Below are 12,431 nucleotides of genomic sequence, written 5' to 3' on the forward strand. Positions count from 1 at the left end.
CGCTCTTGTGGGGGGGGCACCCCCCCCCCCCGGGGGGTGGGGGGCGCCCCCCCCCCCGCCGCGCGGGGGGGGGGGGGGCGCCCCCGCCCCCCCCGGGGGGGGGGGGGGGCCCCCCCCCCCCCCCCCCCCCCCCCCCCCCCGTCGATCCGTACGGTCAGACCTTGGCCTTGCCGAGAATCCGGTTCACTGTTGTGCCGCAAACCGGACACTTGCCCTTGGCCATGTTCATTCCGGTCTTCGAGACCTCGACGTGCCCCTCGAAGTCCCGCTTCTCCTTGCACTTCACGCAGTAACCGTTGTAGGTCTGGGCCTGGTCGGCCACGGTAGCCCTCCTCGTCTCGTCCGCCGGTCAATACGGTCCCGGCGGGGTGCCCGGCGGCGGGCCACACGGGGCGCCGGCGCTGGGTCTCACTCCACGGCCACCCTCGTGACCGCTGGTCCGCGGACCCTACCCAGGTCTGGGCAGTTCCATGTCAGCTGTGCATCGGCCTGTGAGCAAGTCGACGTCGAGAGTGTGCATGGCGAATTAGGTCGGATAAGTCAGTTTGGCGGGGACACGCCGACCAAACCCTCACAGCCACCCGTGCGAGTGCCCCCGCGGCAGCGCCGAGCACGGTGATCACCTACGGTGGAGGGAGCCCGCGCGCTGCCGCGCCGTCGACGTACACGGTGGGTGACGAGACGTCCCGGCGACGACCGGCCCAAGAAATTTTCGGGACGCGGGGCGACCAAACACCATTTTTTGGGCGCGTGTCGTGCGGTTGACTCTTGCGGACTCCTGGTCAGTACGCATTAGCTTTCCTTCGTGACACGTAGCCGAGGCTGCGCGGGCCAGTGATGGCGGGGACGCGTAAGCCGGTCGTCGAGGTGCGGCGCAGCCAGCGTCGGCGACGCACGGTGTCTGCGTACCGTGACGGTGAGCGGGTGGTCGTCCTCATCCCGGACCAGTTCTCCCGGGCCGAGGAGAGCGAGTGGGTCGACCGTATGTTGGCGCGACTCGCCGCCCGCGAGGGCCGGCTCGCCCGCTCGGACGACGAACTGGTCGCCCGGGCCAACCGGCTGATCGACCAGTACCTCGGCGGGTACGGCGCGAAGGCGATGCCCGCCAGTGTCCGCTGGGTCACCAACCAGAACGGCCGCTGGGGCTCCTGCACGCCCGCCGACCGCAGCATCCGCATCTCGCACCGCGTCCAGGACATGCCCGACTGGGTGATCGACTACGTGCTGCTGCACGAGCTGACGCACCTCATCGTGCCCAGTCACAACGCTCGCTTCTGGGCGCTGGTCGGCCGCTACCCCAAGTCGGAGCGCGCCCGCGGCTACCTTGAGGGCGTCGCCGCCGCGTCCTGTGCCCCCGTCCCCACCTGATCGCACCCTGCCCGTGCCCTTGATCGGCACCAGGTCGGCGAGGTGGGGGCATCTCCACGACAGGACAGCGCAACATCGCCGACCTTGGTGCCGATCATCAGCCGTGCGAGCTGGCCGCGCTGGGCGAGGGGGTGGGCCGGGGCGTTAGGGTCGGGTCATGGCGCGGCGGGTGGTGGTGGTGATGCTCGGGCCGGTGCGCTGGTCGCCGCCCGGGATCGACCGGGTGCAGTGGCGGGCGGCGCTCGCCGAGGACGTCGTCGACCTGGTCGCCACCCTCAACGAGGTGGACGTCGCCGTCGCGGTGACCCCGGCCGACCGTCCACTGGCGGACGCGCTGGTCTGGCCCGGTACCGCCGTCCACGAGGTGGCCGAGCCGACGCCGAACGCAGTGTTCGCCGCGTTGGACGGCTACGACCAGGCGGCCGTGCTCTGCGCTGACGTGCCCGATCTGCCCGCGCTGACCGTCGGCAAGCTGCTGCGCCCGCTCACCACCCGGTCGGTCGCCGTGGCGCCGGTGGAGGGGGGTGGGCCGGGTCTGCTCGGAGTGGCCGTACGACTGCCCGTGCCGGAGTGGTTGCCCCCGCTCGACCTGGACACGGCGACGCCGGCGGACGCCCGAGCCGGTGCTCCCGCGCCCGGGGACGTCGCCGTCACGGCCGGCTGGCGCCGCCAGCGCGGACCGGCCGACCTCGCCACCCTGGACCCGGCCTTCGAGGGTTGGGAGGCCACCCGCGCGCTGCTGTCGGGCTCGGGTCGCCCCGCCTGACCAGGCAATCCTGCGCCCCGCCGCAACGGTGACGCGGCGCGGACGCGTGCCGGGTGCCCGCCGCCGAGTGGCGCGGGCACCCGGGCTCGCGCGTCAGGCCTTGGTGTCGCCGTCGGTGTTGGTGTCGCCCTCGGTGTCGTCGGACTGGCCCGGGGCCTTCTCCTCCACCCCACCAGGCGCGGTGAAGTCGAAGCTGTCCAGCTCGCTCAGGTCCGTGTCGTTCATCGCGAAGGCCACCGGGTCGGCGAAGTCGTCGTCCGACGGGAGCAGGTCCGGGTGGCCCCAGACGGCGTCCCGGCCTTCGATGCCGCGGTGCTGGGTGAGTGCCGCCCACAGGGCCGCCGCCTCGCGCAGCCGGCGCGGGCGCAGCTCCAGGCCGACGAGCGCGGCGAAGGTCTGCTCGGCGGGGCCGCCGGCGGCCCGGCGGCGGCGGAACGCCTCGCCCAACCGGACGACGTTGGGCAGGCGGTCACTGGCCGCGCTGTCCACGACGTGGCACACCCAGCCCTCGACCAGGGCCAGCGCGGTCTCCAACCGGGCCAGCGAGGCCTTCTGCGCCGGGCTGTCCTCCGGGGTGAAGATGCCTTCCAGGGCGATCGCCTGCATCGACTCCGGGTCGGTCGGGTCGACCCGGCCCATCGCCTCCTCGATCGCCTCGCGGTTGACCCGGATGCCCGAGGCGTACATCTCCACGGCGCTGAGCACGTGCCCGCGCAACCACGGGACGTGCTGGAACAGCCGCTGGTGGGCGGCCTCGCGCAGCGCCACGTAGAGGCGGACCTCGTCCTCGGGCAGCTCCAGGCCCTCGCCGTACGCGCGGATGTTGGCCGGGATCAGCGCGGCCGTGCCAGCCGGGCCGAGCGGCAGCCCGATGTCACCGGCGGAGAGCACCTCCGCGGCGAGCGAGCCGAGGGCCTGCCCCAGCTGACCGCCGAAGAGCGCGCCACCGAGGGTGGCCACCATCGACTGCATCGGGCCGAGCTGGGCGCGCGCCTCCGGCGGCACCAGGTCGCCCATCGCGCCGACCATGCGGCTGGCCACCGGGTCGCAGAGCTTGCGCCACACGTCGAGCGTCTTGAAGATCCACTCATTGCGGTTCCAGGCGACCGGGGACTGGATGCCCGACGGCCAGGACGAGGCCGGCTCCAACCACAGGTCGGCCAGGCGCAACGCCTCCTCTACCGCGTGGCGCTCGTACGGCGACACCGCCGGGTCGCCGGCGGCGGCGAGCTGGCTGGCCGCCACCTGCCGGGCCAGGTCCCAGTTGACCGGCCCGCTGCCCGGCGCGGAGAGCAGGTGCTGCAACTGCGACATGAACTGCTGCATCTGCGCGGGATCGTTGGGGTCTGGTGGTTGCCCACCCGGGAGCGCGAAACCGAACGGAATATCAGGCACGACGTCTACGGTACGCGGGCCGCGCCCCAGGTAGCCGCCGCTGGCGTTGCGCTGAGGGCGAAGTCGCGCGGCGCATCCGTCGGGTGGGCCCGGAGCAATCGGTACGCTCTGGCGCATGAGACGTCGTGGCCTGACGGTCCTGCTCGGTGCCCTGTTCACCGCCCTGCTGAGCATCGGGGTGCTCCGGGTGCCGATCCCGTACGTGGTGCTCGGCCCGGGCCCGACGGTCAACACCCTCGGCACGGCCGACGGTAAGGAGGTCATCCAGGTCACCGGCCGGGAGACCTCCACCTCCGCCGGCCAGCTCCGGCTGACGACGGTGGGGGTGCAGCCCACGGTGCGGCTCCGCTCGGCGATCGCCGGCTGGTTCTCCCACGACGAGGCAGTGGTGCCGCGCGAGCTGGTCTACCCGCCGGGGGAGTCGACGGAGCAGGTCGAGCAGCGCAACGCCGAGGACTTCAAGGTGTCGCAGACCAGCGCCGAGACCGCCGCGCTGCGTGAGCTGGGCTTCCCCGTGCAGGTGGTGATCAAGACGGTGGCCGCGGACGGCCCGTCCGCCGGCGCGCTCCGGGTCGGCGACGTGGTCACCTCGGTCGACGGTAAGCCGGTGCCGGTGGCCGCCAAGGTCACCGAGCTGATCCGGGCCAAGCCGGCCGGTACGGCCCTGAGCATCGGTTACACGCGCGACGGCACGGCGTCCACCGCGACGGTGACGAGCCGCGAGCAGGACGGCCGGCCGCGGATCGGCGTCGAGATCGACCAGCAGCAGCCGCATCCGTTCACGCTCGGCATCGACCTGGGGGACATTGGTGGCCCGAGCGCCGGCCTGATGTTCGCGCTGGGCATCGTGGACAAGCTGACGCCGGCCGACCTCACCGGCGGAAAGGTCATCGCGGGCACCGGCACCATCGACGACGAGGGCACGGTCGGCCCGATCGGCGGGATCGCCCAGAAGCTGGTGGGCGCGAAGCGTGCGGGGGCCAAGGTCTTCCTGGTGCCGGCGGACAACTGCGCCGAGGCGGTCCGCAATCCGCAGCCCGACCTGCCGTTGCTGAAGGTGGGCTCGCTGGACGAGGCGCTTACCGCTCTGGAGACGTTGCGCGCGGGTGGTCAGCCGACCCGCTGCTGACCGGTGTGACCGTGCCCCGACACGTTCAGAAACACCCCGTACTCTGGGTGCCTGATCGGAGCCGATCACATCGAGCGTGCGGAGCCAACCGTGGTAATGCGTAGCAGCAGCCCCCTGCCGAGGATGAGCCGGCGCGGCCGCGTCACCATCGCTGTCCTGGTCGGGGTGTTCGTGCTCTTCACCCTGCTCGGCTGGGGTGTCCAGGCCTGGACGGACTGGCTCTGGTTCGACGAGGTCCGCTACACCGAGGTCTTCACCGGTGTGCTGGTCACCCGGCTGATGCTGTTCCTCGTCATCGGGCTCGGCATGGCGCTGGTCGTCGGCGGCAACCTGTGGCTGGCCCACCGGCTGCGTCCGCGGCTGCGGCCGCACTCGGTGGAGCAGGCCACCCTGGAGCGTTACCGGATGGTGCTCAGCCCGCGCCTCGGCACCTGGATCGCGCTGACCGCCGCCGTGGTCGGGCTCTTCGCCGGCCTGTCCGCGCAGAGCCGGTGGAACCAGTGGCTGCTCTTTCGCAACGGTGGTGACTTCGGGGTCAAGGACCCGGAGTTCGGGGTGGACATCGGCTTCTACGTCTTCCAGCTGCCGTTCTGGCGCTACCTGCTCGGTGTCGGCTTCACCGCCGTGGTGCTGGCCCTGATCGGCGCGCTGGCGGTGCACTACCTCTTCGGCGGGGTCCGCCTGCAGGGCATCGGCGACCGGATGAGCAACGCGGCCCGCGCTCACCTGAGCACCCTGGTCGCGGTGTTCGTGCTGCTCAAGGCCCTGGCGTACGTGCTGGACCGCCGGGCGATGCTGCTGGAGTACAACGAGGGCGCCAAGTTGTACGGCGCCGGCTACGCCGACGTCAACGCGTTGCTGCCGGCGAAGGAGATCCTGGCGTACATCTCGATCGTCGTGGCGATCGCGATCATCGTGTTCTCCAACGCCTGGATGCGGAACCTGGTGTGGCCGGGCATCTCGCTCGCTCTGCTCGGCGTCTCCGCCGTGGCGATCGGCGGCATCTACCCCTGGGCGGTGCAGACCTTCGAGGTGAAGCCGAGCGCCAAGGACAAGGAGGCGCCGTACATCCAGCGCAGCATCGACGCGACGCGGGCGGCGTTCGGGCTGGGCGCCACCGACACCACCGCGTACGCGGCGAGCAACCTCAAGCCACCGGCGAACCTGGCCACCGACACGTCCGTCGTGTCGAACGTGCGGCTGCTCGACCCGCAGCTGGTCAGCGAGACGTACACCCAGCTCCAGCAGGTGCGGGGCTTCTACGACTTCGGCCCCAAGCTGGACATCGACCGGTACGGGGTGAACGGCAAGACCTCCGACTACGTCGTCGGCGTCCGGGAGATCAACTACGGCGAGCTGACCGACCAGCAGAACACCTGGATCAACCGGCACACCGTCTACACCCACGGGTACGGCCTGGTGGCCGCCCCGGCGAACCAGGTGGTGTGCGGCGGGCAGCCGTTCTTCGTCTCGGGCTTCCTCGGCGAGCGGACGCAGGAGGCGTGCTCCTCGCAGACCGAGCAGATCCCGGCCAAGCAGCCCCGTATCTACTACGGCGAGCGGATGGCGCCCGACGACTACGCGATCGTGGGGCAGTCCGACCCGAACAAGAAGGCCGAGTTCGACAGGCCGGTCGGTGAGGGCGGCGGCGAGTCCTACACCTACACCGGCGAGGGCGGCGTCAAGATCGGCTCCTTCACCCGGCGGCTGCTGTACGCCATCAAGGAGCAGGAGTCGAACTTCCTGCTCTCCGAGGCGGTCAACAAGGACTCCAAGCTGCTGTACGTGCGCAACCCGCGGGACCGGGTGGAGAAGGTCGCGCCCTTCCTCACCCTGGACGGCGACCCGTACCCGGCGGTGGTCGACGGCCGGGTGCAGTGGATCGTCGACGGCTACACGACGGCGGCGACCTACCCGTACGCCGAGCGGGTCAACCTCCAGGTCGAGACGACCGACGAGCTGACCAACCGGGGCACCTTCCAGCTGGCCCGGGAGAACGTCAACTACATGCGCAACTCGGTGAAGGCCACCGTCGACGCGTACGACGGCACCGTGACCCTCTACGAGTACGACGACACCGACCCGGTGCTCAAGGCGTGGAACAAGGCGTTCGGTGGGGACCTGATCAAGCCGAAGGCGGACATCCCGGTCGAGCTGACGGAGCACCTGCGCTACCCGGCCGACATGTTCAAGGTGCAGCGCAACCTGCTCACCAAGTTCCACGTGACCAACCCGGGTGACTTCTACTCCGCGCAGGACTTCTGGCAGGTGCCGAACGTGCCGGACGCGCCGGACAGCGGCCAGAAGCAGCCGCCGTACTACCTGTTCACCCAGTTCCCGGGGCAGGAGGGTCCGCGGTTCCAGCTCACCTCGGCGGTCACCCCGAACGGCCGGCAGAACCTGGCCGCGCTGATCTCCGGGTCGTACGTCGACGGGAAGCCCCGGCTGGAGGTGCTGGAGCTGCCGGACCAGACCCGGATCTCCGGGCCGGTGCAGGTGCACCAGCAGATGACCAACAACGCGAACATCCGCCAGCAGCTCAACCTGCTCTCCAGCAACCAGGCGCAGGTGCAGTACGGCAACCTGCTGTCGCTGCCCTTCGCCGACGGCATGCTCTACGTCGAGCCGGTCTACGTGAAGAGCAACCAGCAGGACGCGTACCCGCTGCTGCAGAAGGTGCTGCTCTCCTACGGTGACGGCGGCTCGTTCGTGGCGCTCGCCGACAACATCAACGACGGCATCAAGCAGTTGGTCGAGCAGGGTAAGAAGGCCGGGCAGGGCACCTCGCCGCCGCCGACCACGGGTGGTAACCCGACCAACCCGTCGCCGAGCGCGACGCCGACGCCGGGCAGCACGACTCCGCCGCCGGCCGGCGAGCTGGCCACCGCCGCGGACCGGGTGCAGGCCGCCATCACCGAGGTCCGCGCCGCGCAGACCTCCGGCGACTTCGAGCGGTACGGTCGCGCGCTCAAGGCGTTGGACGAGGCGCTCACCGCGTTCCAGCAGGCACAGCAGGGCGCCAACCCGACCGGCGCGCCGAGCGGCGGTGCGCCGCCGGCGCCGACCGCCACCCCGAGCGCCGGCACGGGCGGCTGACCGGCCGCCCGAGGAGCACCACGGAGCCCTCGTCGTCGGACCTGTCCGGTCCTGGCGGCGGGGGCTCCGTCGCGTCCGTACGTTATGCCGGCCTGTCGCCTCTCCGACACGCTTTGTCCCGCTGAACCGCAACCCACGACCGCCTCCCGCCGTCCTTGATGCAACGGGGCGCGGACAAGGGGGCAGGCGTGAGGGACGCACAGAGCTTCGACGAGTTCTACCGCAGCACCGCCCGGCGGACTGCTGCCCGACGTCCACATCGAGGAGCTGGAGGCGAACGATGTCAGCTGAACTCTCCGACCTGTACCGGTCGCTCACCGTCGTGGCCGACGGTGTCGAGGTGGCCCACCCCGAGCTGGTCCGTCGGCACGCCGACCGGCGGGCCCGGGTCCGGGTGGCCGGCAGTGCGCTGGCGGTGGCGGTGCTGCTCGGCGGGGTGGCCGTCGGGGGGCGGCTGGCGTTCTCCGCCGACGGGTCCGCGCCGCTGCCACCACCGGCCGGCACGCCGGCCTCCCAGCTGCCCACCGGGTCGGCTCTTCCACCCTCCCCGTCGCCGTCCGCGCCGCCGTCGGCATCCACGGCGCCCTCGTCCCCGACGCCGTCGCGCGCCACGCCGAGCGGTACGCCCTCGGCCGAGCCCACCGGCGCGGCGACCGCCCACCCACCGACCTCGATCCCGGACCGCGCCTTCTTCGTCCTGGCGGCCGCCAACCGGACGGGCCTGGAATCGACCGCGCCGGGCCCGGTCCTGCCGGCGCTGTGCGGGACCCGGTATCCCAGCGACTCGGCCGTGGTGCAGCGCCGCGCCCGGTCGATGGCCTACAAGCGACCGGAGACCCCGACGGGGAGCGTGCCGGACGGCAGTTACCGGCACAGCATCACGATCTACCGTTCCGGCCGCGCCGACGACGCGCTGCGGGAGCTACGGCAGGCCGTCCGCGCCTGCCCGGAGCAGAGGATGCCCGACGACACCAGGACCTGGCGGCAGCGACTGCTGGACCCGGGGGAGTACGGCGACGAGTCGGTGCTGTTCGAGCTGCGGGCCCCGTACCCGCAGGGCATGGGCGATCCGGGCGCGTACGAGGTGCGACTGGTCCGGGCGGTCCGGGTCGACGACGTGGTGACGGTGCTCTGGGAGCAGGGTTGGGAGTACACCGCCGCCGAGCGCGCGCAGGTCGACGCCGACAGCCGGCGGGCGGTGGCGGCAATCGAGAAATGGCTCGGCTGACGGCGGTATCGGAGTCGTTTTGCGGTGCCCCGGGTCGGTGCGCTACGGTTAACGAGCCGACGCGGGGTGGAGCAGCTCGGTAGCTCGCTGGGCTCATAACCCAGAGGTCGCAGGTTCAAATCCTGTCCCCGCTACGACTGAAAGCCCGTCTCCGGATCTCCGGAGGCGGGCTTTCGCCATCTCCGGGACCCGTGTCCCGGGCCGTCGAGGCCCCCGCTGATCATCGTCGGGGCGGATGGGTTAGGGTTAACCAGTCGACGCGGGGTGGAGCAGCTCGGTAGCTCGCTGGGCTCATAACCCAGAGGTCGCAGGTTCAAATCCTGTCCCCGCTACCACGGAAAGTGCACACCGGAACCCGGCCCCAGATGATGGGGCCGGGTTTTCTGTTTCCCGGCCGGGTGCGGTGCGCGTGGGGGGTCGGCCGGTGGGCGCTGCCGACGAGGGGCAGGGTGCAGAAGGGCGGCGGGTCTGCTCCGGCCGCCCGAACGGCGTGAATTCGGCGTGGACCGACGTGCTGAGGTTGCGTCGTTCGGCGAGGATGGGCGCATGTCTTCATTCGGGAAGTGGTGGGGCCGGCTCAGCGCGGTCCTCGGTGCGGTCGTCCTGGCGGTCTTCGTGCCGGTCGCGGCCTGGGCGTCCACGGGGACCGGCGAGTTGGTGGTGGAGGCCGCCCGGCGGCGCTCCCGTGGCGGCGGCTTCGGTTTCCTCGGTCTGCTCTGCTGCCTCGTGGTGGTGGCGATCATCGTGTTCCTGGTGCTGCGTCTGACGCGCAGCCGACGCGGTGGCCCCCCGCGCTGACCGTGGCCCATCCGGCCGGGGGGCGCCGGCCCCCCGGCGGCGGCGGGGGGGGGGGGGGGGGGGGGGGGGGGGGGGGGGGGGGGGGGGGGCCGGGGGGGGGGGGGGGGGGGGGGGGGGGGGGGGGGGGGGGGGGGGGGGGGGGGGACCGCCCCCCCCCCCCCCCCCCCCGCGGCCCGCGGGGGGGGGGGGGGGGGGGGGGGGGGGCCCCCCCCCCCCCCCCCCCCCCCCCCCGCCCGCCGCCCCCCCCCCCCCCCCCCCCCCCCCCCCCCCCCCCCCCCCCCCCGGGCCGGGGCGGACGGCGGGCGTGGCTGGCGGCGGTGGGCCGCCGGTGGGTCAGGCCGCCAGGGCGGCGTTGGCCTGGGCGAGGAAACGTGAGGTCGCCGCCCGCGTGCCGGCACGCCGGGCGCGGAGGCTCTCCGCCGCGGTGACCAGCAGGGAACGCACCTTGGGATGGCCCTTCGGCGGTGGCGCGGGGGCCGGCCCCAACTGGTCGGCGATGCTGGCGCCGAACGCGGCGGCGCGCTGCTGAGCCGGGTCGGTGATGCTGCCCTCGGTGTAGCGGCGGACGGCGAGGCTGGCGTTGAGGCCCCGCTCGTGGCCGAGGACGGTGCCCGCCTCCCCGTTCGTGGTCAGAAAGTTGATCACGTCAGCCACCGTGTCCGCGTGGCGGGTGCCCCGGAACCCCGCCCAGTACATCGACGCCCGCGCCCACTGGGCGCCCGGCGGGCCGGGGAAGCCCACCACACCCAGCTCGGAATCGGTGAGTCGTTGCAGCTCCGGCAGCTGGTGGGACCAGGCGAAGGACGCGGCGGTCAACCCGGTGACCACCAACTGCCGGGCCGGCTCCCCGCTGTCGGCCTGGTCGACGAGGGCCGCGCCCGGCGTGGCCCGCCCGGTGCGGGCGCGCTGCCACAGCTCGAACCAGGCGATCAGCTCCTCGGCGCCAAAGCCGAGCTGCCGCCCGCGGTAGAACTCGCCGCCCTGGGACCGTAGCCAGAGCCAGAGGGCGCGGTAGTCGCCGGACGCGTCCATCGTGCCGGCCACCTGGCCGTCGCTCGCCTCGGTGACCTGCTGCGCCCAGGCGAGGTAGTCCACCCAGGACATCCCGCCGCGCGGCTCGGGCACCCGCAGCTCGCGCAGCAGGTCACGGTTGAAGACCACGGCCGCGAGAGTCTGCCCGGCGGCCACCGCCATCGTCCGCCCGTCCACGGTGCCGTAGCGGATCAGACCCTCCGGCAGGCCACGCAGGTCCAACCGGTGATCGGCGGTCGCTTCGGTGAGGTCGAGGGCGATCTGGCGTTCGGTGTACTCGGTCAGCATGGCGTCGTCGAGCTGGATCAGGTCCGGGACGTTGCCGCCGGCCGCCTGGGTGGCCAGCCGCTCGTAGTAACCGTCGGCGCCCTGCCAGGTGATCCGGAAGCTGACCCGCGGGTTGCGCTGCGAATACAGCCGAAGGACCTTTTCCGTCAACTCGGCCCGCTTCGTCCCGCCCCACCAGAAGACCGACAGCTCGATCGGCCCGTCCTGGGTCGAGGTGTCGGCGCCATCGCTGCATCCGGCCAGCCCACCGGTGGCCAGCAGGGGAGCGCCGAGCAGCGCGGTGAGCACTCGACGTCGGCCCGGGTCGGCGCCGAAACGGGCGATCGGGGGACGGACAACGGGCACGGGGTCTCCTGGCACGTACGGACGGGTCGGACCATTCACGCAGGCGGCGCAGGAGGGTGTCAACGTCCGTCCGGTCACCCGGCAGCCCGAGGGCGGTACGGGTGCCGGAACGGGCCCGGCGTCGCCGCGTGGTGTACTAGGGCGCGTGGAACTTCTGCACTCGGGCAAGGTCCGGGACGTGTACGCCGACGGCGACGACCTGATCCTGGTCGCGTCGGACCGCATCTCGATCTACGACGTGGCCCTCCCGACACCGATCCCGGACAAGGGTCGACTGCTCACCGCCCTCTCGCTGTGGTGGTTCGAGCAGCTCGCCGACCTGGTGCCGAACCACGTCATCTCGGCCACCGACGTGCCGGCCGAGTTCGCCGGGCGGGCCATCCGCTGCCAGCGGCTGGACATGGTCCCGGTCGAGTGCGTCGCCCGGGGTTACCTCACCGGCGGCGGCCTGCGGGAGTACGAGCGCACCGGCGCGGTCTCCGGCGTACCGCTGCCGCGCGGGCTCGGCGAGGCGTCGATCCTGCCCGAGCCGATCTTCACGCCGTCGAGCAAGGCGCCGGCGGGCGAGCACGACGAGCCGATCACGTACACCGACGTGGTGGACAAGGTGGGCGAGGCGACCGCCGAGCGGCTGCGACAGATCACCATCGACGTCTACCGGCGTGGCGCCGAGCTGGCCGCCGACCGGGGCATCCTGGTCGCCGACACCAAGATCGAGCTGGGCTGGGCGCCGGACGGCACCCTGGTGCTCGCCGACGAGCTGCTCACCTCCGACTCGTCGCGGTTCTGGCCGGCCGAGTCGTACCAGCCGGGCCGGGTGCAGTTCTCCTACGACAAGCAGTACGTCCGGGACTGGGCCACCGGCAGCGGTTGGAACAAGCTGCCTCCGGCGCCGGACGTGCCCGCCGAGGTCGTCGAGGCGACCCGCGCCCGCTACGTCGAGGTCTACGAGAAGCTCACCGGCAACCGCTGGGAGTGAACGCGGC

General features: G+C 72.4%; 10 protein-coding genes and 2 tRNA genes. 9 read left to right on the top strand and 3 right to left on the bottom strand.

Annotated features, from left to right (window positions below; all coding sequences use genetic code 11):
- Positions 1 to 154: 154 nt before the first annotated feature.
- Complete coding sequence (locus tag ACFYPR_RS03830; RefSeq protein WP_007464795.1) at positions 155 to 322, bottom strand: DUF5679 domain-containing protein; 168 nt, start codon at positions 320 to 322, stop codon at positions 155 to 157.
- A 515-nt stretch (positions 323 to 837) separates the two neighbouring features.
- Here ACFYPR_RS03830 and ACFYPR_RS03835 point away from each other — a divergent pair.
- Together ACFYPR_RS03835 and ACFYPR_RS03840 are read left to right on the top strand one after the other, a co-directional pair.
- Positions 838 to 1,368, top strand: a complete 531-nt coding sequence (locus ACFYPR_RS03835; RefSeq protein ID WP_387258507.1) for a M48 family metallopeptidase — start codon at positions 838 to 840, stop codon at positions 1,366 to 1,368.
- A 157-nt stretch (positions 1,369 to 1,525) separates the two neighbouring features.
- Positions 1,526 to 2,134 carry a hypothetical protein gene (locus ACFYPR_RS03840; protein ID WP_354862709.1) on the top strand — a complete coding sequence of 203 codons (609 nt, stop codon included), beginning with the start codon at positions 1,526 to 1,528 and terminating at the stop codon, positions 2,132 to 2,134.
- 93 nt (positions 2,135 to 2,227) lie between these two features.
- On the opposite strand, the gene ACFYPR_RS03845 is transcribed toward ACFYPR_RS03840, so the two are convergent.
- Positions 2,228 to 3,529 (bottom strand): zinc-dependent metalloprotease, encoded by a 1,302-nt coding sequence (locus ACFYPR_RS03845; RefSeq protein WP_387258509.1) that lies wholly within the window; start codon positions 3,527 to 3,529, stop codon positions 2,228 to 2,230.
- Between the two features lie 115 nt (positions 3,530 to 3,644).
- Between ACFYPR_RS03845 and ACFYPR_RS03850 the strand changes: the two genes are divergently transcribed.
- From ACFYPR_RS03850 to ACFYPR_RS03875, 6 genes are all read left to right on the top strand, one after another.
- Positions 3,645 to 4,658 (top strand): PDZ domain-containing protein, encoded by a 1,014-nt coding sequence (locus ACFYPR_RS03850; protein WP_355063692.1) that lies wholly within the window; start codon positions 3,645 to 3,647, stop codon positions 4,656 to 4,658.
- Positions 4,659 to 4,754: 96 nt separating this feature from the next.
- Positions 4,755 to 7,754 (top strand): UPF0182 family protein, encoded by a 3,000-nt coding sequence (locus ACFYPR_RS03855; RefSeq protein WP_354862714.1) that lies wholly within the window; start codon positions 4,755 to 4,757, stop codon positions 7,752 to 7,754.
- 280 nt (positions 7,755 to 8,034) lie between these two features.
- Entirely contained in the window at positions 8,035 to 8,982 is a 948-nt protein-coding gene (locus ACFYPR_RS03860) for a hypothetical protein (protein ID WP_387258511.1), read from the top strand.
- 60 nt (positions 8,983 to 9,042) lie between these two features.
- A tRNA-Met gene (locus tag ACFYPR_RS03865) sits at positions 9,043 to 9,116 on the top strand.
- A gap of 124 nt (positions 9,117 to 9,240) precedes the next feature.
- Positions 9,241 to 9,317, top strand: a tRNA-Met gene (locus ACFYPR_RS03870).
- A gap of 211 nt (positions 9,318 to 9,528) precedes the next feature.
- Positions 9,529 to 9,780, top strand: coding sequence for a hypothetical protein (locus ACFYPR_RS03875; protein WP_354862718.1), 252 nt, complete (start codon positions 9,529 to 9,531; stop codon positions 9,778 to 9,780).
- 333 nt (positions 9,781 to 10,113) lie between these two features.
- Here the strand turns inward: ACFYPR_RS03875 and ACFYPR_RS03880 are convergent, their stop codons facing one another.
- Positions 10,114 to 11,445, bottom strand: coding sequence for an extracellular solute-binding protein (locus ACFYPR_RS03880; RefSeq protein WP_354861369.1), 1,332 nt, complete (start codon positions 11,443 to 11,445; stop codon positions 10,114 to 10,116).
- Positions 11,446 to 11,590: 145 nt separating this feature from the next.
- Between ACFYPR_RS03880 and ACFYPR_RS03885 the strand changes: the two genes are divergently transcribed.
- A complete protein-coding gene (locus tag ACFYPR_RS03885) occupies positions 11,591 to 12,424 on the top strand; it encodes a phosphoribosylaminoimidazolesuccinocarboxamide synthase (RefSeq protein WP_354861367.1) in 834 nt (277 codons plus the stop codon).
- Positions 12,425 to 12,431: the final 7 nt, after the last annotated feature.

This window comes from Micromonospora sp. NPDC005254, from assembly GCF_042872525.1.
GTDB lineage: Bacteria > Actinomycetota > Actinomycetes > Mycobacteriales > Micromonosporaceae > Micromonospora.

Bases quoted from the DNA above. Each gene is read 5' to 3' on its own strand.
- ACFYPR_RS03840 (WP_354862709.1), top strand. From the start codon at position 1,526: ATGGCGCGGCGGGTGGTGGTGGTGATGCTCGGGCCGGTGCGCTGGTCG.
- ACFYPR_RS03855 (WP_354862714.1), top strand. From the start codon at position 4,755: ATGCGTAGCAGCAGCCCCCTGCCGAGGATGAGCCGGCGCGGCCGCGTC.
- ACFYPR_RS03860 (WP_387258511.1), top strand. From the start codon at position 8,035: ATGTCAGCTGAACTCTCCGACCTGTACCGGTCGCTCACCGTCGTGGCC.
- ACFYPR_RS03850 (WP_355063692.1), top strand. From the start codon at position 3,645: ATGAGACGTCGTGGCCTGACGGTCCTGCTCGGTGCCCTGTTCACCGCC.
- ACFYPR_RS03835 (WP_387258507.1), top strand. From the start codon at position 838: ATGGCGGGGACGCGTAAGCCGGTCGTCGAGGTGCGGCGCAGCCAGCGT.
- ACFYPR_RS03875 (WP_354862718.1), top strand. From the start codon at position 9,529: ATGTCTTCATTCGGGAAGTGGTGGGGCCGGCTCAGCGCGGTCCTCGGT.